Source organism: Actinokineospora fastidiosa (genome assembly GCF_014648415.1).
In the GTDB taxonomy this organism is placed as follows: domain Bacteria; phylum Actinomycetota; class Actinomycetes; order Mycobacteriales; family Pseudonocardiaceae; genus Actinokineospora; species Actinokineospora fastidiosa.
The window spans coordinates 332,534-353,496 of the sequence record NZ_BMRB01000004.1; the positions used below are offsets into that span (position 1 = coordinate 332,534).

General features: G+C 69.9%; 13 protein-coding genes. 5 read left to right on the top strand and 8 right to left on the bottom strand.

Translation table 11 applies throughout. The features are described 5' to 3' along the window. Positions 1-35: 35 nt before the first annotated feature. Entirely contained in the window at positions 36-233 is a 198-nt protein-coding gene (locus IEY98_RS23635) for a Scr1 family TA system antitoxin-like transcriptional regulator (RefSeq protein WP_189212800.1), read from the top strand. A gap of 175 nt (positions 234-408) precedes the next feature. Here the strand turns inward: IEY98_RS23635 and IEY98_RS23645 are convergent, their stop codons facing one another. Genes IEY98_RS23645 through IEY98_RS23665 form a run of 5 tightly spaced genes read right to left on the bottom strand, consistent with a single transcriptional unit; the run spans position 409 to position 15,749 of the window. Next, a complete protein-coding gene (locus IEY98_RS23645) occupies positions 409-1,623 on the bottom strand; it encodes an McrC family protein (protein WP_189212801.1) in 1,215 nt (404 codons plus the stop codon). After that, the gene (locus IEY98_RS23650) at positions 1,620-3,761 is read right to left on the bottom strand and encodes an McrB family protein (RefSeq protein ID WP_189212802.1); all 2,142 of its coding nucleotides are present in this window, start codon (positions 3,759-3,761) and stop codon (positions 1,620-1,622) included. Before IEY98_RS23650 ends, IEY98_RS23645 begins: the two co-directional genes overlap by 4 nt. A 2-nt stretch (positions 3,762-3,763) precedes the next feature. Further along, the gene (locus IEY98_RS23655; RefSeq protein WP_189212803.1) at positions 3,764-7,792 is read right to left on the bottom strand and encodes an Eco57I restriction-modification methylase domain-containing protein; all 4,029 of its coding nucleotides are present in this window, start codon (positions 7,790-7,792) and stop codon (positions 3,764-3,766) included. Further along, positions 7,789-10,605: a DUF8741 domain-containing protein gene (locus IEY98_RS23660; protein WP_229787292.1), complete on the bottom strand. Its 2,817-nt coding sequence runs from the start codon at positions 10,603-10,605 to the stop codon at positions 7,789-7,791. The genes IEY98_RS23655 and IEY98_RS23660 overlap by 4 nt, the downstream gene beginning before the upstream one ends. Beyond that, a complete protein-coding gene (locus IEY98_RS23665; protein WP_189212805.1) occupies positions 10,602-15,749 on the bottom strand; it encodes a DEAD/DEAH box helicase in 5,148 nt (1,715 codons plus the stop codon). Before IEY98_RS23665 ends, IEY98_RS23660 begins: the two co-directional genes overlap by 4 nt. Before the next feature lie 134 nt (positions 15,750-15,883). On the opposite strand from IEY98_RS23665, the gene IEY98_RS23670 reads away from it, so the two are divergent. Next, positions 15,884-16,309, top strand: coding sequence for a winged helix-turn-helix domain-containing protein (locus IEY98_RS23670; protein ID WP_189212806.1), 426 nt, complete (start codon positions 15,884-15,886; stop codon positions 16,307-16,309). 17 nt (positions 16,310-16,326) lie between these two features. On the opposite strand, the gene IEY98_RS23675 is transcribed toward IEY98_RS23670, so the two are convergent. Continuing rightward, positions 16,327-16,815 carry a metallophosphoesterase family protein gene (locus IEY98_RS23675; RefSeq protein WP_189212807.1) on the bottom strand — a complete coding sequence of 163 codons (489 nt, stop codon included), beginning with the start codon at positions 16,813-16,815 and terminating at the stop codon, positions 16,327-16,329. A gap of 74 nt (positions 16,816-16,889) precedes the next feature. On the opposite strand from IEY98_RS23675, the gene IEY98_RS23680 reads away from it, so the two are divergent. The 3 genes from IEY98_RS23680 to IEY98_RS23690 all read left to right on the top strand — a co-directional run bounded on the left by IEY98_RS23680 (position 16,890) and on the right by IEY98_RS23690 (position 19,112). Further along, on the top strand, positions 16,890-17,294 hold the full coding sequence (locus IEY98_RS23680) for a DUF6098 family protein (protein ID WP_189212808.1): 405 nt from the start codon (positions 16,890-16,892) through the stop codon (positions 17,292-17,294). 64 nt (positions 17,295-17,358) lie between these two features. Continuing rightward, complete coding sequence (locus IEY98_RS23685; protein ID WP_189212809.1) at positions 17,359-18,558, top strand: hypothetical protein; 1,200 nt, start codon at positions 17,359-17,361, stop codon at positions 18,556-18,558. Next, complete coding sequence (locus tag IEY98_RS23690) at positions 18,555-19,112, top strand: hemerythrin domain-containing protein (RefSeq protein ID WP_189212810.1); 558 nt, start codon at positions 18,555-18,557, stop codon at positions 19,110-19,112. Before IEY98_RS23685 ends, IEY98_RS23690 begins: the two co-directional genes overlap by 4 nt. Here IEY98_RS23690 and IEY98_RS23695 read toward each other — a convergent pair whose 3' ends face one another. Next, a complete protein-coding gene (locus IEY98_RS23695; RefSeq protein ID WP_189212811.1) occupies positions 19,113-19,541 on the bottom strand; it encodes a DoxX family protein in 429 nt (142 codons plus the stop codon). A gap of 63 nt (positions 19,542-19,604) precedes the next feature. Continuing rightward, on the bottom strand, positions 19,605-20,426 hold the full coding sequence (locus IEY98_RS23700) for a carbohydrate kinase family protein (protein ID WP_189212812.1): 822 nt from the start codon (positions 20,424-20,426) through the stop codon (positions 19,605-19,607). Positions 20,427-20,963: the final 537 nt, after the last annotated feature.

The following is a 20,963-nucleotide window of genomic DNA, read 5'->3' on the forward strand; positions in this document are numbered from 1 at the left end:
TGCCGGTGCCTACGGCTCAGTGAGCGGCTCCTGGCGTGATCGTCGACGATCCGCAGGAGGGTGAGGCGCCGGGCGTGGTCCTTGAGTACCCGGCTGGCACTGCGTGGGGGGACAATACTGAGGAAGTGAAACGCTTCACCACCATTTTCGACGAGGTGACCAAGCTGGCCATGTCGTCAGCGAAGTCGACCGACTTGATCGCCAAACGCAGGAAGGTACTGGAGAGCTTATGATCATCAGCAGGCGGCGCAAGAGCAGTTTCTCGGGCGGCGGGAACACGGGCTGAGTTGAACTCGCGTTGACGACCCGGGGCGGCGCCATCCGCGATAGCAAAACCCGCACGGCCCGGTCCTCGAGGTTCCCACCGAGGCGTGGTCGGACTTGCTCAAGTCAGCGAAGAATGCCTGATCATCCGGCCCACCGGTTACCGATGGTCGGTTCCATGTCCGCGTCCGCCGCGATGGCGTCGGTGAGTCGGTTGACGCTGTCCAGTAGCTGCGGGGGCGGCAGCGTGAGGTCGAGGGCGTGACAGTGGATCCGCACCCCGGCCGAGCCGATCCGGTGCACCGCGGCCTCGGCCGCGCCCTTCGCGTAGACCAGGTGGCCGCGGGCCAGGCCCAGCGTCGTGCAGTAGGCGAGCAGTTGGTAGAGGTCGGCGTTGGGATAGCCCGACGGCGACTCGCGCTTGTACTTCGCGTCGAGCACGGCCGCGGGCCGACCGCCGGAGAACCAGACCAGGTCTGGCTTCATGCGCACCGTGCGCGCCTCATCCAAGTGGCAGGGGAACTGCGGCTCCGCCCGGCCGCCGTGGGCGGCGTGCAGGCGTTCGCCCATGGCGACCGTCACGAACGCCTCGAAGACCTTCGGCAGGTCGAACAGGAACCCGCTGGCCGGGACGTGCCCCAGGGCGTGTTCCGGCGAGGTCGCCCGCCAGACCACCTCGGCCAGCCGCAGGGCGGGCACATACCGCTGGTTGAGCCTGCTCGGCCGCCACGCGGGCAGGCGACCGCCGCTGACCAGGGACGTCACCTCAGCCAGCCGCATCCGCAGCCCGCCGATCCGCCTGCGCGACTCGGCGTCGACCCGGGGAACGGTGAGCATCCGGGTGAGCGCGGCGAGCAGGATCCGGTTCTCCGGGATGTCGACGGTGAAATCGTCGTGGCGCAGCTCCATCGGGATCACCCGGCCGTGGTGGCGGCGGAGCTGGTCGGCCTCGCGCAGCCGCCCGCGCATAACGTAGGAGGTCTCCTCGACCGTCTTGTAGCCCTGGAGAAGCCCTTGCCGCAGCGCCCGCTCGGTCTGCCGCCACAACGCCTGCCCGATCGCTGGGATCAGCCCGTCGCGGGCGTCGAGGTGCACGGTGTCGTCGCGCCACGCGGTCGGGTCGGCGGCGTAGCCGACCAGGAACAGCAGCCGGTCGATCGGCAGCTTCGGCGTGATCCAGACGTCCAGGTCGCCCACCCGCGCCACCCCGACCTTGCCGGTGGCGGCCACCTCCCACAGGCCCGGCGTGAGGGCCGACGGCGTCGCCGTGACCACGCCCGACCGTGCCAGCGCCCGGCCCTGCGCGTCGGTCAGCGCGTGCTGGCTGCGGCCCAGTTCGCCGACCTCGATGTGGGTCACGGCGTCGACTCGCCCTGAGCGCCGCCGATGGCCTTGTAGAGGGCGTCTAGCCGGTACTGGTCCAGCACCTCGGGCGGGCTGCCGTAGTGGTGCTCGGCCAGCAGCGGCAGGATGTCGGACTCCCACACCCGCCGCAGCCCGTCCGCGCGCTGGTAGATCGGCTCTTTCATCAGGAACGACGGTCCGATCGCCAGGTCGCGGTCGGGAATCCGCTCGTTGAGCACGTCGAGCAGGTCGGCGGCGTCGCGGTGGTGGGCCAGCTTGCCCTCGTCGTCCAGCCGCGCGAGCCAGGCCCGCAGCAGGCCCGCGGTGGGTGGCTGGGCCGGGTGCAACTCCACGAACGCGAACCGGCGGCGCATGGCCGCGTCGACGAGTGCGATGGACCGGTCAGTGGTGTTCATCGTGCCGATGATGAACACGTTGTCGGGCAGCCGGAAGGTGTCCTCGTCCTGCGCGGAGTAGAGCAGGCTGACCGGCTGCTCGCGGTACTCCAGCAGGAAGTACAGCTCGCCGAACACCTTGGCCAGGTTCGCCCGGTTGATCTCGTCGATGATCAGGAAGTACGGGTCGGACGGGTGCTGCTGAGCGGCGGTGACCAACCGGCTGAACGGTCCGTGGTGCAGGTCGAACCGCAGTTGCCCGTCCTTGCCCTGCACGGGACGGAAGCCCTGGAAGAAGTCCTCATAGGTATAGGACGGGTGAAACTGCACCAGCTTGACCTGGCTCGGGTCCGCCGCCAGATACCCGGCGAGTTCGCGGGCCAGGTAGGTCTTGCCGGTGCCGGGCGGGCCGTAGAAGATCATCTGACGGCGTTCGCGCAGCAGGTCGGCCAGTTCCCGCAACCAGTCCCGGCTCATCATGACCTGCTCGGCGAGGTCGTCCTCGATGGCGCGGAACTCGACGGCGGCGTGATCGGCAGGCGCGGTCTCGTCGATGTCGATGTCCAGGTCGACGAGCAGCCGCTCGATCGTGGCCAGGTCGGCGGTCAGGTCCACCACATCGGCGGTGCTGGCCAGCCGGACCGGGAGCGGGTTGGGCAGCTTGGTGTAGGGGACGGGCTGGTCGGCGTTGAACCACTGGACCTGCCTGCGCAGGTTCGACCGCTTGTCCTCGGACTCGACGTGGTCGGCCGCCGAGGTGATCCGCCCGAGGTAGGTGGACCCCTGCGACAGGGTGAGCACGTAGTCACCCTCCCGCATCCGGTTGCAGAAGGCGTCGAACTCGGCGAGCTTGCCCGCGCGGGTCGCGTGCGGCAGGCCCTGGTAGTCCTCGTCGACGATGGTCTTGAGGTCGTCGAGCGGGACCGGGGGAGCGATCGGCCGTAGCTTGGTGCCCGCCAGCGAGGCGAATCCGCCGGTAAGCCAGCCTGGCACCAGATTCCGGCCGTCCACGGAAGAGCCACGGATCACCCAGGCCCGGGTGGTCGCCGATTGCTCGCTGTCGCCGCCGACCTCGATCAGCCGCTCGGCCAGTTCGTCGGTGCTGATCCGCTGGGCCTCGGAGGCGCGCCCGTCGTCGTCGAACTCGATGCCCTCGGCGGCCAGTCTGCGCTGCATGTCCCCACCCCGGAAGGTGAAGCTGAGCAGGCGGTCGGGCGGGACGGTGCCGTCGTTGGTGAGCACCCGCTGCGAGCCCGGCAGCGCGGGACTGGCCTGGGCCAGGAAGTGCGGGACGTGCTGGGCGGGCAGGTTGGTGAGGGTGGCGAGGTCGTGGTAGGTCAGCCAGGAGCCCGCATCGACCACGGCGAGCACCCGCGCCAGCTTCCGGGCGTCCTCACCGAGTTGGTCGACGGCGGTCTTGCGGTGCCGGAGGATGTCCTTGTAGCGGCGGTTCATCTCGACCAGGAACTGCTCTGCGTCGTGGCTCTCCATCGCGGCCACTCCCGCCTCGGTGATCGACCACCGACCGTCCCGTTTGGTCATCCACCCGATGGTGGTCGCCTCACCGGTCCGCCACCGCAGATTGCTGACCCAACGCTTGAGCCCGGCCTGGTTGATAACGGTCAGCTCGTGTGGGGAGAGCGTGACCCGCTGCGCGATCCGTCGTGTCACCTCCTTCCCGGGAAGCGGCTCCTCGGCCTCGCGCAACACCTCGAAGCACTCCCGCAGCAGCATGGCGGTGCGGACGTTTTCAGCCACCCTCAGCCCCTCTCGGACTCGGCAGGATGCCGGGGACCGTACCCGGGCGGCGGATCAAGGCGGGTCTGATACGGCTCGCCGGTCTCAATCGCCTTGGCCATGCCGTCGTAGATGCCGAGAATCTCGCCCTTGGTTTTGGCGAAGCGCTCGGGTTCGTTGTTCTTAAAGGCCCGGAAGGTGTCCATGATGTACTCGACGTCGTCCTTGGGAACGCCGTAGAGATGGAAGTAGGCCGCGTCGAGTTCGGCCCGCAGCAGGAACCGCCGCTCCTCATCCCACCGAAAGGGCGGCCCGTCGTCCCCGTGGTCCCGAGCGAACCCGGCCATGTCGTAGGTGGTGTAGGACAACTCCAACACCCGAGCCGTCACCCACTCCTCCCGACTGACGGCTGTCTCCCACTCACACGGCAGGTCGTACGCCTCGGGCGGGAGGACGGGGAGTTGAGTGATAGAGCTGTAGGTAAGGTGGGTGCCCGCCATCTTCTGTCGAGCCACGTAGTCGGCGACGAATGAGCAAAGGTTTGCGTACAGACCGGCCACGCGAGCGACGCCAGGCATGGCCAACGGGAAGGTGTGGCCGATCGCGGTGACCGGAAAGACACCCGCGATCATCGTGCGCGCGTCGGAGCTGCGGCAGATATCGCGCCAGCCCAGCAGCCAGTCCTTGGCCCAGCCCTTCCGCTTGAGCCGCTCGTCTACCTCGGACTCCGGCACCCAGTATCTGGGCAGCGTCTTGAACGAAGGATCGTCCTTCTGGGCCTGGCCGGGGCGGGGAAGGGTGCCCATCTTGGCCTGCGCCTCGGTCTGCCCGTCGTAGGTGCCGAGGCGGTGATCAAAGTGGTGCACCATCTTCGCTTCATAGAGCGGAAGCATGCGTTGGTCTTCCAGGTGGAAGACGTTGCCCTCCAGTGACCAGCCTTTCGCTTCGAGGCTGTCCCTGTCGCGGAAGAGGCTGGAGTCATTTGCCATGTCAAGCATGCGAAGGAAGGTGATGTTCCAGCGGTTGTCCTCGGGTTCCTCTTGCCACAGGACCCGGTTGACGTGCCGGTACATCGACAGGGTGCTGTCTGCGTTGCGCTTGTAATCGAAGACCGGGCACGTTCCCGTGTTCGGGTTGAGCAGGGTGATGTCGTCTGGGGTGAGGACGAACCGGCGCTCCTGAATCTCCCTCGGCTGACGCAGGCGGAACGCCAGGTTGATGCGGTTCTGTCGACACCGCTTGCCCGAAGCGGTCCACAGGCAGAAGCGGAACGAGTGGTGCACGTCGTCGAACAGCTTCTCCTCGTTCTCGAAGTCGTAGATCGAGGCGAGGGTGCGGGTGGTGACGAGGTCCTTGAAGAAGTACTGGGTCGTGGCGTCCGTGGCGATGCCGGTCGGCAGGACCATCCCCACCCGAGCCCGCGAAGCCAGGATCGTGCGGCCCGTCTCGGCGAACACCGCGTAGGTGTTGATATCGCCGCGCCCGGTCAGGGGGTACCTGCCGCTGTCCCGGAGCAGACGACTCCACCCTTCGGCGAACCGCAGCTCCGCCTGGAAGTCCTTGAACAGGTCCCGGTCCACCTCGCTCTCGCTGTGCTCCAGTGCCGCGATGAGCTTCTTGCGGGCCGCCGCGTTCTTGGCGTTGGCGATCTCCGGCTTCCGGCTGGCGAAGAACTCCTGTTCCTGGAGCTTCACCCGTTCCCACGGCGGATTGCCGAGCACGCACGAGAATCCCCCGCGCCAGCCGGTCTCGTTGTTCACCCCGCCCTCAGGCACCTCGAACACGTGCGGGAACTCCACATGCCAGTGGAAGAACCGGTAGTCCCGGGTCAGCCGCTCCACCGTGGCCATTGTCTGGGCCTGCAGGAGGTTCTCGGGACCGTCGACGATCCACTCCAGGGTGCCCTCGGTGATCGGGTACATCAGATGTGCCGAGTCCATCGGCTGCACGAACGCCGCGCACCAGGCGTCCGCCTTGCGTTTGTGCGGCAGTCGCTGCTCATCGATCTGTCGGAGTCGGCGCCGTTGGATGTAGGTGTCCGTCAGCTTCCCCGGCAGTGACGCCACCAGCCTGGCCGTCTCCGTCGCGATCGCCGCGTTCGTCAGCTCCGCGCCGCCGAAGGTGAACAGGCCGACCTCGCCGACCGCGTCGTTGGCGTTGATCTTCTTGATCGCCTTCACCGCGTCCGGGTCGTCCCCGATCAACGGCTTGAACGCCTCTTTGGGAATCCCCGCCGCCACCAGCGCGGGCGTCGTGCCCAGCAGCGCGTTGCCGACGCGGATGTTGGCGTCCAGGAACGCCAGCGGCTTGCCCGGCTCCACGGACTCCAGCCACAGCGACACCTTCGCCAGCTCGGCCGCCGTCTCGTTGATGTCCACGCCGTAGATGCACCGGGACACCACTTCCCGCATCGCGCCGCGCACCAGGGTCGGTGACGGCTCGTCCTCGCCGCTGCGCAGCTGCGCCACCCGCCGGGCGATTCGTCGGGCCGCCGCGACCAGGAAGTGCCCCGACCCACAGGCCGGGTCGCACACCGTCACGTTCAACAGCGCCGCGATCCGCCCCGCGTCGTCGGACGCCCCGAAGACGGCGTCGTCCAGCACCGGATCGAGGGCGCTGTCCAGCAGCGCCTCGGTCAGCGACGACGGCGTGTAGTACGACCCCGTCGTCTTGCGCTCGTTGCCCGCCGCCGCCTCCAGCGTGAACGTCTGCTCCGCCGGGTCGTAGACCGGGTCCAGCTCCAGCAGCGACTCGTAGACGCTGCCCAGCTCCTCCGAATCCAGGTTCTGGAAGTCCACCGGCCGCCGGTTGCCGTCCGACTCCACGACCGCCAGGTGTCGCACCGCCTCCACCACGGCCGCGTTCGACAGCCGCAGCCCCTCCAGCGGCGCGTCCAACTCGTCCGGCTCGCTCCGGTCGAGCCTGGCTCCCCGCTCATCGTGGGTCTTGCGCTCGAACAGGCCGCCGATACCCGGAAGCGCCAGCGCGGGCTGCCCCTCCGGCTCGCCGAGGGCGTCGAAGACGATCCGCACGGCGTCCCACAGATCCTCGTGGTGATCCGCGCCGCCGCGCCGGGCCCGCTCCCGCAGCCGCCGCGCCGAGAAGTACCTGGCGTACTTGTCCCGCGCGCTCTGCGGAGCGCCCTCGGTGTCGAGCAGGACCTCCCGATCCTCCGCCACGAACCAGAACAACAGCCGGTACACCAACCGCAGCACTGACCGCTTGTAGTCGTACCGGTCGAGCTCCCCCGACCCCAGCGCCGCCCGGAGCCTGCCGTTCGCCGGGTTCCGGACGAATCCGGTGCCCAGCGTGGTGATCGCCTTCTCGACGCCGACGCGCAGCCGGTCCAGTGCCCGCTCGCCCTGCTCGATCGCCGCGCCGCGCCAGCGCTCCAACCAACAGTCCTTCGGCAGCTGCTCGGCGTCCACCATGAACCGCGTCGCGTGCACCAGCCGGTACAGCACCATGAAATCGCTGAACAGACCCTCGCTGAAGATCAGCTCAAGGTCGAACTCGACGTAGGCCGAGCCTGGCAGCATGCGCGAATCCCGCAGCAACCGCAGCTTCTGTCCATTGGAGATGATCGCCCACAGGTGCGCGTCGGAGTTGTTCAGCAGCTCCTGCACCATCGACTGCGGCGCGGCCTCGGCCGCGCCCTTCACGCCCTTGGTCTTGCGGTCGAGATCCACCGCCCACGGCAGAAGGTGGATCGGCACGTGCTGCCACAGGTGGGAGACCCGATACGTCTTGTCGCCGACCGGGATGCCGCCGCTCTCGGCCAGCAGGCCGAAGTCCAGCGCCTTGAACAGCCTGCGCAGCCAATCCCGCACCATGGGCTTGCCGCGCTCCAGACCGCGTTGGAGCGCCTGCCACTCGGCGGTGAGATCGTCGAACGCGCGCGAGGACGCCTCGCGGACCGTGACGCGCTGGCCCAGGCCGTATTCCTCGGCCGAACGGCCGGGGAACTTCGGGTCGTCCAACACCCGGCGGAACAGGTCGGCGGGCAGCAGACTGCCCGCCACACGCAGTGAGGGGAACGGCGACCGGCTCATCGGGCACCTCCGGCCACCGCGGGCAGGTAGACGTAGACGCCCAGCACGTCCACCGGGGTGTTCGCCCGCACGTCGATCTTCGACACCCCCGCCTGCCTGGTCGCGCGCCGGACGCGCACATGGGAATCGTGGAGCCGCGACGCCGTCGCCTCGGCCTCGGCGTTCAGGTGCGGCATCACCGCGTCGAGTTGAGCGATCGCCCGCTCCACGTCATCGCGGGCCAGGTCCGGCGCGACATTGCCGGACGGCCTGCCCGCCAGCACCCGCTCGACCTCGTCGGCGTCGAGCCAGACCGGGTCGGCCGGTTTGCCCTGGAACGCCAGCACCCGCGCTTCCTCGGCCACCATCGGCCGCTTGCCCGTCCGCGCCGGAAGCGTCAGGTGCAGCCGGAAGCGTACGAGCAGCAGCGTGGTGCGCTTGGCCACCGCGTCGGTGCGCATGACGCCGCACCGCCGCGCCGGACGCGGGCCGGGGACCTTCGGGTCCAACGCGCTGTCGAGCACATACCGGGCCACCGCCGCCACGCTCGCGTCGGTGCGGTCCAGGTGGGCGTGCCGGTGGGGGACCGGGAGGTCCCGGTGGAACGGCAGCACGGTCGGCCCGCCGGGCGGCAGGGCGTCGCGCAGGCCCGCGGGCAGGGTGGGGGTGACCGCGTCGAACCCGTAGAGCTGGTCCGACGGCGAGCCGCCCAGGATCTCCAGCGACTCCCGGGTGAACGCCTCGACATCGCCCGCCGAGCCCATCGCCGCGCGCACCTCCGCCAGTTCGCGCGCCACCTCGTCGGGCTTGATGCCGGTCTGGGCGAACTTCGTCAGCGCCGCGTTCTCCCTGGCCGCGTAGCTGTCCCACTCGCTGTGGAGGTCCGTCTGGCTATCCAGGGCGAACAGCGGGGCCTGCTCGGCCCGCGGCTGGGCGGCCAGCAGTTCCTCCATGACCACCTCGACGACGGTGTTGGCCGAGTCGGGCACGGGCACGCTGATGCCCAGTTGCTTGCGGATCTGGTTGTGCTTGCGGATCAGCACCCGCATCACGATCTCGTCGATCTGGTTGTCGCCACCGCTGATCGTGACGGCCCGGACGTGGTCGCGCGCCTGGCCGAACCGGTCGACCCTGCCCTCCCGCTGCTCGTGGCGGGTCGGGTTCCAGGCGAGGTCGTAGTGCACGACGGCCTGGAAGTGCTCCTGCAGGTTCACGCCCTCGGACAGGCAGTCGGTGGCGACGAGCACGTGGCGTCCCGGGGCCGAGGTCAGCTCCGCGATCCGCGCCTCGCGGTCCGACGGCGGCAGCGCGCCCGTCACGCACCCGACCGTCGCCGTCGCGCCCATGACCTCGCGAAGGTGCCCGGCCACGTACTCGGCGGTGTCGATGAACCGGCAGAAGACCACCGGGTCGTAGCTGTCGCCCAGCTGCGTCTGGACGACCTCGACCAGCTTCGCCAGCTTCGTGTCGCCCTCGGGCCCGATCGCCTCCGCCGCGCGGGCGAACCTCAGCAGGCGGTCGCGCTCCGGGTTCTTCCCCTCGGGCGTGTCGTCGGCGCCCGCGACGCTGTCGACCGACTCCGCGGCCTCGTCCTCGGCCAGGTCGAGCACCGACGCCCGGCCCACCCGGTCGGCCTCCTCCGGCGTCTCGGCCGAGACCGTCCGCGCCCGCGTGCGCAGGGTCGCGGCGGCGGCCTTCGGCGAGGACGCCAGCGCGCGCAGCAGCGCCAGCACCGACCAGTAGCGCACCCGCTGGCGCAGCTTCCCGCCCGAGCCGTCCCGCACGGTCTCGCGCGCGTAGGCGAGCACGGACCGGAACAGCTTCGCGTACTCCTCGCCGAGGTAGTACTTGTGCTCCTGGATCAGGCGGTCCTGTGGGAACGGGGTGTCCTCGAGGAACTTGCGGATGTGCGCGCGGCGGCGCTGCACCATGTGCTTGGCCAGGCGCTCGCGGCCTGCGGGCGTGCCCAGGTCGACCGTGGCCAGATCGGGGTCGAGCAGGCCGATCAGGTTGCGGAAGCCCTCGTCCTTGCCGCTGTGCGGGGTGGCGGTGACCAGCAGCAGGTGCCTGCTCGGGACCGCGGCCAGCTTGCGCAGCAGGTCGTAGCGCAGCGTCCGGCCGCTGCTGGTCGACCCGTCGGCGACGCAGGTGTGGGCTTCGTCGACGATCACCAGGTCCGGGCACATCCGCACGAAGCGGTCCCGGTACTTGGTCGACTTGATGAAGTCGGTCGAGACCACGGTGAACGGGTAGCGGTCGAAGATCGACTGATCGTCGTAGAGGCCGCGCTCCAGCCGTCGCACCGTGCTGGGCAACACCAGCTCGGCGTCGATGCGGAACTTCGCGCTCAGCTCGGCCTGCCACTGCTCAGCCAGCGCGGGCGAACACAGCACCGACATCCCACGGGCGCTGCCCTGGGCGAGCAGCTCGGCGGCGATCAGCGAGGCCTCGATCGTCTTGCCGATGCCCACGTCGTCGGCGATCAACATGCGCACCGTGTCCTGCCGCAGCGCCATCAGCAGCGGCACCAGCTGGTAGGGGCGCGGCTCGACGGCGATGCCCGCGAGCGAGCGGAACGGCCCGGCCGTCGACCGGAAGCCGACCCGCAGCGCCGTGCGCAGCAGACCCGCGCTCACCGCGTTGCCCGCGTCCGTCGGATCGGGCTTCGGGAAGGTGGCCTGTTCGACCTGTTCGACGCCGGTGAGGATGCCCGCGATCTCGTCGTCGGTCCCGCCGAGCGGGCGGACCACGAGCAGGTCGGCGTCGGAGTCGGGCAGCACCACCCAGTCCCGGCCGCGGGCCCGCACCAACGATCCGACGGTGAACTGGCTCACCGATCTCCCTTCCGGCTCGCGCCGAACACGCTCGGGTACTTCGTCACAATCTGCGCGTATGTCGCTCCGCGCGGCACCGTTATTACACCCCATCCGGCGTCGCGAAGATCATCAACCGCATCATCGTCCTGGTCACCGACGAAAACCGCGACTGGCCCGGTGGGGGTGCGGTAGATCAGGTCGGGGTCGGTGGACTTCGCCGACGGCGTCACCTCGTCCGGGCAGCGGTGGTCGTGGTCGCGCAGCCACGCCAGCAGGTCGGCCACCATCGGGGCGGCACCGGCGATGGCCGCCGACCACTGCTCGTCCGGGTCGCCCGCGGCCGGTCGGCTGACCGTCGAGTTAGCGCAGGCGACCAGCATGTCCCTGGCCAGGTGCCGGTCGATGGCGAGGTGGGCGGACTGGTTGCCGTAGGACAGCAGACAGTCGTAGCAGGCGCGGGCGCACGGCTCGCCGGAGTCGTCGACCACCCCGCCTTGGTCCTTGCCGTGCTCGTCGAAGTGGCAGATGAGCAGGGCACGCCGCGCGGCGCGGGCGAGCGCGTCGGGCTCGTCGACCAGGCGGCGCAGCACGCCCGCGCCGCCCTCGGCGCTCTCCACGAACAGGGTCCGGCCCCGTTCGTCGGCGTCGGGCAGCAGCTCGCTGGCCAGCTCGCTGTCTTCCAGCTGGAACTCGGCCTCGATCCCGCGCTCCAGGGCGTACATGAACGACAGCGCGGTGGCCTCGTCCACGGTGCGGCGGTGTTCGGGGTCGCCGTGCCCTGCGCCGTCCTGGCCTGCTCCATCGGTGAACCGGGTGATCAAAATGTTGCGCCGGTCCTCGACGTACGGGATCACCTTCTGCTTGCGGGGCACCTTCTCGGCGTCCTCCAGCTCCGTGGTCTCCGCTGCCTCCAGCGCCTTGCTCTCGGACAACCAGTGCCCGGTCTGCACGTCGATCCAGTAACCGTTGTTGTCCTCGCCCGCCTTGCGCCTGCGCCTGCCCAGATTGGTCACCCGGACAGTGGCGGTGTCGCCGTAGCGCAGGTCCAGCACCGGCTTGCCGTCCATCTCGGCGACCGCGTCGAACCGGCCGGGCCGCGCGCCGTGGTCGGTGAACCGGTAGGAGGTGACCAGCTCGAACCCGCCGCGCCTGCGCTCCTCCTCGTCGGAGGAGATCCGCTCCCGGCGCACCGTCTTGACCGTCTGCAGCCGCAGCAGGCGGTACATCGCCTTGCGCAGGGGCGTGGCGCACGACTCGCAGACGTCGGTGCCCATCTCGTTCTCGTGCAGGTACCCGCACGCCTCACAGCGGCGCGCCGCGCGCGTGTCCAGCCCGGTCTGCCCGTCCTCGGAGGGAGCCAGCTGCACCTGGTTGACCAGATAGCGCGAACCTTCGTGGTAGATCAGCGCGCCGGGGCCGAACTCGCTGATCGCGATGAACCGCGGCCGGTGGATGAACTCCGCGTCCTTGGGCATCCCACGCCGCCCGGGCACGTAGGCGCGCAGCGGCAGCCGAGGGAAGGAGTACCCCGGCAGGAATCCCTCCGCGGCGAAATACCGGTAGGAGTAGAAGTCGGTTTGCAGGTCGGTGTCGTCGTTGCGCAGCAACCGCAGTTGGTTCTCCGCTTCCCGCCGCCGCGCGGTGGCCTTGACGCGGGCGTCGTGGCTGCTCGCGTGGTCGAGCACGATGGCGTTCTGCTCACGCTGCTCGGCCAGCGCGATGCGGTAGAGGTCGCGCCAGCGCTCCAACGCCTCGTCGAAGGCGTCCGGGGCGCTCGCCACCACCCGCGACACCCAGTCGTCGTGCCACCACGAGGTGTCGATCAACTCCTCCGACAGCGGTGCCAGGATTCGCCGGGTCCGCCGCTCGGCGCGCTCCCGCGCGTCCGTGCGGTCGATATGCGCACGCACCTCGTCGTTGATCGGGTAGCCCTCGCGGCCGGTGTCGACCACGTTGCCGATCGACTTGTCCATTACCAGGCCGGTCTCGGCGAGCCAGACCGCGTGCACGTGTGAGCGCAGCAGGTCCTCGTTCACCAGGTCGAGCCTGGGTGCGGCGACCGAGCCGCCGACCATCTGGTCCCGGTTGCGGAAGTAGTACTGGTCGTGGGCGTTGCCGGTCGCGCAGTACGTCGTGACCAGGGCGGGCTGGCCGGACCGGCCCGCCCGACCTGCGCGCTGGGCGTAGTTGGCCGGTGTCGGCGGCACGTTGCGCAGGCCGACGGCGTTGAGGCTGGCGATGTCGATGCCCAGTTCCATCGTGGGCGAGCAGAACAGCACCGGCAGCTCGCCGCCACGGAAGGCGTCCTCCCGGTCCATCCGGTCCTTGCTGCTCACCTGCGCGGTGTGCTCCTTGGCTCGCAGGCCCGCCAGCGTCTCGGCCACGTCGGAGTACAGGCGTCGGAAGAACGGGTTGACCCGGGGGCCCGACTCGGCCGCCACCTCGCGGCGCAGCCGGTCCTCCGCGCCGGAGGTGCCGTCGCCGGGCCGCCAGATGATCGAGGACGCCTTGAGCTTGTAGCCGGGGGCGCCCGTGTCGGGGTAGTCGGTCGCGGTGAGCAGGCCGCAGCGCTCCATGATCCGCAGCAGGTCGCTGATGATCTTCTGGGCGTCGTCGCGGTTGAGGCCGATCGGGCCGAACTGGCCCGGACGCAGCAGATACCGGCCATAGGCGCCGAAGCCGCTGAGATAGAGGTGCCTGCGCCTGCCGCCCTTGCCGCCCGCGCGGGCGAACGCCTCCCCGGTCTCCGGGGGCTTGGTCTCCCGCTCCGCCAGCGTCCACGGCTCGGCCAGATGGTGTGCGCTGAGCTTGTGCAACTGCTCGAAGCCGATGTCGGTGAAGCAGTCGACGTCGATCGCCAGCACCCGGCGCAGTTCATCGAGCAGGATGCGCATCAGCTCGTGGCGGTGCTCGGGGATGTCGTCGCGCAGCGCGGGATGCCGGTCCGACCACAGCTCCTCATCCGCGGCGATCTCGGCGAGGTCGATGTAGTCGATGCGCAGCAGACCGGTCTGTTCGAGGTTGGGCATCGTCACCCGCCAGCCGCGTTCAAGGTCCTGGTAGAGGCGGAAGCCGATGAGCCGCCGAAGCGACTCCCACGCCCGCCGCGCGGCGCTGAACCTGGCCTCGACGTTCTGCGCGAAGTCCGGCAGTTCCAGGCCCAGCGCGTCGGTGACCCGCTGCTCGACGACCTCGTGGGTGAGCCCGTCCGGCTCGTCCTTGATCGCGCGGTAGAGAGCTCCGCGCAGCTGCGTCACCTGGACGAAGTCGTTGAAATGGCCCGCTTGCAGGCTCGCGTCTTGGCGGTTGTCGGCGAACGCGAGGAGCTTGCGCGCGTCCGGGGGCACGTCGGCCTGCTCCCGCAGACTGCGCACGATGCTGGCGGTCACCACCGACATCGCCGAACTGCGCCCCTCGGCCGAGAGCGAGGCCAGCTTGGCGAAGTCGTTGCTGCGGATCTGCTCGTATGAGACGCGGCAGCGCAGGCAGAACGCGAAGGGGCTGGGGATGAAGGCCGCCCGCACGCCGCTGCCGCGCTCGACCTGGTTGCCCGCCCGGTCCAGGTGGACGACCGAGGGAAGGCTCTTGAGCCTGCGGGGCAGCACGACGGTCGCACCGTCGTCGGCGGTGGTCAGCCAGGTCTCCGGAAGTCGCTGTTCGCCGATCGCCAACTCGACGCTGTCCGGCCAGGGGATGTCGGAGCTGAGGAAGAGATACCCGGTCTCCGCCCCGTCACTGTCGGTTCGGGCGGTGAAACGCAGGCCGCTGCGTTGGACGACCAGGTAGTCCTGTCCGCACTCCCGGCAGAACGCGGCAGGCAGCAGGATTCGCTCGTCCGCGGTTCGCTCGGGCACAACCGTCTGATAGCGACTGGTGATGTACCGCGAGTCCGGTTCATCGATACTGAGGTAGACGTTGTCTCCCTTGGAGAGGAACTGGTGCAGGCGGAATGCGAAGACGGGCCTGCCAGTCCGCGGATCGGTCAGCGCGGCGCCGAATTGCAGGGTCCGCTCCACCGCGCGTGCGCAGTCGTCGACCGTTTCCCCCGTCCGCTCGGCCAGGATCGCGGCGGCCTCGGGCACTGTGCGCGGTGTGCGCGGCCGGATGAGCCTCCCGTCCTCCTCCACCACGCCGAACGTGGCCTCCACCCACGCCGCGAGCGGGTCGGCGGTGAACTCGGCGAACGACGTGGCGACCGAACCCGCGGGAATCCGGGCGGCCAGCGCCGCCGCGTCCACCTGATCGGCGGTCGTGGCCCGGCGCAGCGTCTCCCCGATGACGTTCACCCCCGACACCGGCACGCCGAACAACCGGGTCGCGACATCGGCGACCACCGCCCGCCGGTCGTGGTCGGAGCCCTCGGTCGTCATCGTCGCCGATGTCCCCACACACATGATCTCCTCGGCCGCGCACGCGTCACGCAGCCTGCGCACCAGCATCCCCACGTCCGCGCCCGCCCGGCCGCGGTAGGTGTGCAGCTCGTCGAGGACCAGGAACCGAAGCCCGTGCGCGGCCGTGATCAACCGCTCGCGCTCGCGGGGACGGGTGAGCACCAGTTCGAGCATCACGTAGTTGGTGAGGAGGATGTCCGGCGGGTTGTCCAGGATCGCCGCCCGCTCGGCCTCGCGGTCCTGCCCGGTGTAGCGGCGGAACGTGACGGCCTGCTCGTCCTCGGCGCCGAGGAACTTCTCCAGTTCGTTGCACTGGCTGTTGGCCAGGGCGTTCATCGGGTAGACGATGATCGCCTTGACACCAGGCTGGTAGCGGCCCTGGGCACGCAGCCGCAGCACGTGGTCGACGATCGGGATGATGTAACTGAGGCTCTTCCCCGACCCGGTGCCGGTCGTCAGCACGTAGCTCTGCCCGGTCCCGGCGATCTCGATGGCCTCGCGCTGGTGCTGGTGCAGCGTGAGCTCGCTGGCGCCGAGGCGGAAGACCTCGGCGCAGTGGGGATGCAGCAGGCCCTCGGCCACGAGATCGCCGACCGTGCCGCCGGGGGCGAAGTTGGGGTTCAGTGACAGATAGGGATCCGGCCACTGGTCGCCTGCGCGCTGCCGGTGCTCCACATGATCGCGGATGCGCCTGTCGTGGATCTCCGTGAAGCCCGACGTGAACGCCTGATAGTCGGCGATCAGCTGCTCGTGCAGCTTGAAGACATCCATGCCGTTCTCCCGGTCACCAGCATGCGCGACAGGCTACTTGTCCTGCTGCCGAAAGCGCGAGCACGCGCTGTAGCCAATCTTGCAACTTCTCGGTCAAGGTTGCAAGATTGGGGCAGGTTGACGAGGGAGGTCGGATGCCGGTCACTGTCCGTTTGGACGACGACGTGTTCGAAGCGCTGCAGAAGTTGGCGACGCCATTGGTCGACGACATCAACAGCGTCCTGCGCAGGCAGCTTGGGTTGTCCGAGCGGCCCGCCGCTCGTGCCGGGGGTCCCGCTCTGGGGGATCGCGAGTTCGAGGCGCCAGTGCTCCAGGCGCTGGTCCGCCTTGGCGGTAGTGGCCAGACCAAGGCGGTCATCGACCTCGTCGGCGAGATCCTGGCTCCGAGGATGCGCGAAGGCGACTTCGAGCGACTGGAGTCGGGCGACATCCGGTGGCGGAACCGCGCCCAGTTCGCGCGTCTCAACCTCATCCGGGCAGGTCTGATGAGGGAGGGCTCACCGAGGGGCCTGTGGGAAATCACCGACGCGGGCAGGCAGCGGGTCGAGGCGGACGAGTGATTCCCGGGGCGGACCGATCACGTCACCGGCACGATTCGCGCCTGCAGTTCGCCCCCGCTGACGTCCCACAGGCCGATCGTTCCGTGGGGCTGGCGGCGGCGGTCGGTGGGGGAGCCGGGGTTGAACACCCGGACCCCGTCCCCGGTGACGTCCATCGGGATGTGCGAGTGGCCGAAGACCACCACGTCCGCCTCCGGGAACCGCCTGCGCATGCGGGCGGTGCGGCCGGTGGCCTGGCCGCTGTCGTGGATCATGGCCACCCGCAGGCCGTCGATGGTCAGCTCCAGCGTCTCCGGCGCTCCCCAGGCCGCCACGTCCGGGCCGTCGTTGTTGCCCAGGACGGCGTGGACCGGGGCGTAGGCGGAGAGTTCGTCGAGGACGTCGGCGGTGCAGACGTCGCCTGCGTGCAGGATCAGGTCGGTGTCGCGCAGGTGGGCGGCGACGGCGGGCGGGCAGCCGCGCCACCGTCGGGGGGCGTGGGTGTCGGAGAGGACCACGACGCGCATGCCGCGATCATCCCGGGTTTCGCGCGCGGGCGGCGGGGGAAGCCGGGGCGCACGATTCGGACCGGAGGACGCCTTTGTTCACGCTGCTCAGCCTCGGCGAACTGGCCGAGGTCTGCCACATGGGACCCGAGCTGTACCTGCGGTACTCCCACGGGCCGGAGGCCGACGCCGGGCACGCCAGCACCGACCACGAGAGCGGGCTGCTGATGCCCGGCCTGTCGGCCAACCCGCTGGCCGCCCCCAAGTGGTGGACGCTGCCGGTGGAGGACTGGCTGGCCCGGCGGGTGTGCCAGTACCTGCGCGAGACCCACGAGGGCGCGCGGCCGTGGGTGCTGCACGGCCGGGTGGTCGACTTCGGCCCCGACAACGAACCCTTGCTGGTCGAGGTGAATCCGGTGGCGTGGCTGGACGGGCGGCTGGTGGCCGAGGCGCACGCGCGTTACACCGAGCGGATGAACGTGGGCAAGTCGACGCACTGAGGGTTTCGCCGCGGCGGCGCGGGGCAATCCGCGACATGTTTGCCCCCGATCGAGAGGCGCCCTGATGTCGTTCAACCCGCTGGAGCACCGCGGCATCCCACTGGACCGGCAATTGCGCAACTGGCGTGAGCTCGATGTGGAGCCGACGGATCCCGACCACGCCGATCCGTACACCCGCTGCCGCATCATCACGATGAACGGCATCGAGGTGGAGGCGCTGATGTTCAGCCACCACTTCGCGCGGCAGTGCCCGGACATGGAGGTCAAGCGCAAGCTCGCGGAGATCCGCTACCTGGAGCAGCAGCAGCAGAAGGTCGTCAACTGGCTGCTGCCGGGCACGGCGTCCGCGCTGGAGACGACGATCGCCTACGAGCAGGTCGCCGTCGACCTCACCGCGTGGGTGGCCCGCATGGAGCCCGACCCCTACCTGACCCAGGCGTACGAGTTCGGCGTCCTGGAGGACTTCGACCACCTGTACCGGTACGCCAACCTCTACGAGATGGTGCAGCACCGCAAGGCGGAGAAGATCGTCGACGGCCTGACCGAGGTGATCCCGGGGCGGCCGACGAAGTACCACCACCGGCACCCCGCCGACAACGTCCGCACCCCGTACGACAAGTCGACCGCCGCCCCCATCTCCAAGCTGCACGCGCTGACGATCATGTCGGCCGAGCAGCAGACCATGAACTTCTACATGAACGTCGGCCCGCAGTACATGGAGCCGATCGCCCGCCAGCTCTACCAGGAGATCGGGCTGATCGAGGAGGAGCACGTCACCCACTACGAGTCCCTTGTGGACCCGGGTGAGACATGGTGGGAGCGGCTGGTCCTGCACGAGTACAACGAGTGCTACCTGTACCACTCGTTCATGCAGACCGAGTCCGACCGCCGGGTGAAGGCGATCTGGGAGCTGCACCTCAACATGGAGCTGGAGCACCTGCACGCCGCGTGCGACCTCATGCGCGCCAACGACGGCCGCGAGCCCGAGGAGGTCCTGGGCGACAGCCTGCCCGAGCCGGTCACCTTCGAGCCGAACAAGGAGTACCTGCGCGAGCTGCTCGACACCCAGATCGACCTGACCACCCTGGGCGAGGGCTACGTCCGCGACGCCCACGAGCGCTTCGAGCGCATGCAGGCCGCCATCCACGGCGGCGAGGACCCGCCGAGCGAGCGGGTGATCGACGACCACGCCGCCCTGTTCGACGGCGCCGACTACCGCCTGTCGACAGAGGGCGCGCACCCAGTGGAGGAGTTGCGGCGATGACCGGGGTCAAGACGGCCGACGTGGTGGAGCTGCTGATCGGCCAGCACATGCGTATCCGCGACCTGTTCACGCAGGTCGAGTCGACCGCGGGCAAGGAGAGGGAGGACGCCTTCCGGGAGCTGGTGTGCCTGCTGGCGGTCCATGAGACGGCCGAGGAGCTGGTGGTCCACCCCGAGGCCCGCCGGGTCCTGGAGGGCGGCGACGACGTGGTGGAGGACCGGCTGCTGGAGGAGCGGCAGGCCAAGGAACTGCTCAAGCGGCTGGACTCCCTCGGACCCGACCACGCCGACTTCCTCCCCGCGCTGGCGGAGTTGCGGGCGGCGGTGCTCGAACACGCCTCGTACGAGGAGCAGTACGAGTTCCGCTACCTGCGCCGCACCCTCGACCCCGAGCGGCTCGCCCAGCTGGCCGACGCGGTGCTCGTCGCCGAGAAGATGGCGCCGACGCGGCCGCACCCGGGCGCCGAGTCCGCCACGGCCAACCTGGCGGCGGGCCCGGTCCTGGGGCTCTACGACCGCGTGAAGGACGCCGTGCGCTCCGCGCTCTCGCGGTGATCACCGTCGGTCGGCTTCCACGGGCGCGACCGCGGCGGCCATCACGACCAGGGCCGCGGTGAGGAGCACGAGGTTCTTCACCACGAACTCCCCGGTCATGGTGAGCAGCAGCGGGTTGCCCGTCTGGAAGGCGACCGACGGCTGGACCACCAGCGTCAGGAAGATCCCGCAGAGGTGCGCGGCGACCAGCAGCGCCACCCACTTGACCTGCCTGCCGATCACCATCGCGATCCCCAGGACGACCTCGGTCAGCCCCAGCCCGACGACGAGCGCGGTCGGCTCCAGCCAGGGCACGGTCCCCGCCACCAGGTCGGCGACCGGGGTCGTCCCGGTGATCTTCAGCGCGCCGAACCAGACGAACACGACGCCGAGCGAGACGCGCAGCAGGGGGATGCTCAGGGCGCGGAGCGTGAGCAGGGCACTCGCCATCCGGATCACTTCCTGTCGATCGGTTGGGAGCGCTCCCAGTGAGATTACCGGCGATCCGGCCGCTCACGCAAGATCGGGCGAGGCGAGGCAGCGGGCGGCGTGCTCCGCGCCCGCGTGCAGGGCGGCCCGGACGTCCGCGCCTGCCAGGCGCGCGACCAGGAAGCCCGCGAAGAACGCGTCGCCCGCGCCGTTGGTGTCGACGATCTCGGCGACTTCGACGGCGTCGACGCGCTCGATCCCCGCCGCGGTCGCGGCCATGGCGCCCCGGGCGCCGAGGGTGGCGACGGCGGTCTCGGCCCCGGCCCGGACGCGGGCGGTCAGGAACGACTCGGGGTCGCCGATGGCGTCGTCGTTGAGGAACACGTGGGCGGCGGCGGCGAGGAAGTCGCGGTGGTACTCGGCGGCGCCGTCGTAGTCGTGCAGGTCGCACCAGATGGGGGCGTCGGCGGCGAGGAACGGGCGGGCGTGGTCGGCGAGGTCGACGACGACGGCATCGGCAGCGCGCGCCGCCGCCCAGGCCGCTGCGTCGTGGCGGGGCTGGGTGAGGCTGGGGAGCTCCAGATAGACCGACAGCCGCCCGCCGTGCGGGTCCATGAGGTTGAGGTGCTGCTCCGTGGGCGTGTCGGCGACCTCGGCGATGACCTCGATCCCGGCACCGGCGAGCACCCGCACGACTTCCCGCCCGGCTGGGTCGTCACCGACCACGGTCCGCAGGGTGACCTGTGCGCCGAGCTTGGCGAGATTGAGCGCCTTCCCCGCCGACGTGCCCCCCACCGTCTCCCGGTGCCCGCGCGCGAACACGGTATGCGGCCGGGCCTCGGGCAGCCGATCGAGCTGGACGAGCCGGTTCCAGGAGACAGGACCGGCGATGAACACCTTCGGCATAGGCTGCATTGTGCGAACGATGGGGGAGAGCACGCTCGTCCGCCACACCGGATGGGTGCAAGAGACCCGCCGAAGGCTGCGGGTGCCGCAGCCCGGGAAGGGTTCGAGACGGTTGTCTTTGCCGCCGTCGCGGGCTCGGATCCGGTGCGGGAGGTCGCCGCTCGGGGTTATCGGGAGCTGCGAGCTTTGGGCGCGAGGTGGGGTTTCGCGTCTTCGTCGGGAGCCTGTGCGGAAGGCTGCCGCCGCTCGGGGGGCTACGGGCGTTGGGGGAAGGGTTGGTCTTGGTTGCCGACGCGGGGCTCGGTCGTGTGGGGAAGGGTGTCGCCGCTCGGCCTGCGGGCGTCGGGGCGGGGTGGTCATCGTCGCCGACGCGGGGCTCGGGGGATGTGCGGGAAGGTGTCGCGGCTCAGGTTGTGGGCGTTGGGGCGGGTTGGCCGTCTCCAGGGCCGGGGGATGAGGGGCATGCAGGAGATTGCTCGCAGGTCTCGCGGCCTGCCGGGGTTGGGGTTTGGTCTCGTCGTCGCTGGTGTGGGGGCT

What these genes read in the sequence shown, in the direction of transcription:
- IEY98_RS23655 (WP_189212803.1), bottom strand. Translation starts at nt 7,792, where the DNA reads ATGAGCCGGTCGCCGTTCCCCTCACTGCGTGTGGCGGGCAGTCTGCTG.
- IEY98_RS23665 (WP_189212805.1), bottom strand. Translation starts at nt 15,749, where the DNA reads ATGGATGTCTTCAAGCTGCACGAGCAGCTGATCGCCGACTATCAGGCG.
- IEY98_RS23670 (WP_189212806.1), top strand. Translation starts at nt 15,884, where the DNA reads ATGCCGGTCACTGTCCGTTTGGACGACGACGTGTTCGAAGCGCTGCAG.
- IEY98_RS23675 (WP_189212807.1), bottom strand. Translation starts at nt 16,815, where the DNA reads ATGCGCGTCGTGGTCCTCTCCGACACCCACGCCCCCCGACGGTGGCGC.
- IEY98_RS23685 (WP_189212809.1), top strand. Translation starts at nt 17,359, where the DNA reads ATGTCGTTCAACCCGCTGGAGCACCGCGGCATCCCACTGGACCGGCAA.
- IEY98_RS23690 (WP_189212810.1), top strand. Translation starts at nt 18,555, where the DNA reads ATGACCGGGGTCAAGACGGCCGACGTGGTGGAGCTGCTGATCGGCCAG.
- IEY98_RS23695 (WP_189212811.1), bottom strand. Translation starts at nt 19,541, where the DNA reads ATGGCGAGTGCCCTGCTCACGCTCCGCGCCCTGAGCATCCCCCTGCTG.
- IEY98_RS23700 (WP_189212812.1), bottom strand. Translation starts at nt 20,426, where the DNA reads ATGCCGAAGGTGTTCATCGCCGGTCCTGTCTCCTGGAACCGGCTCGTC.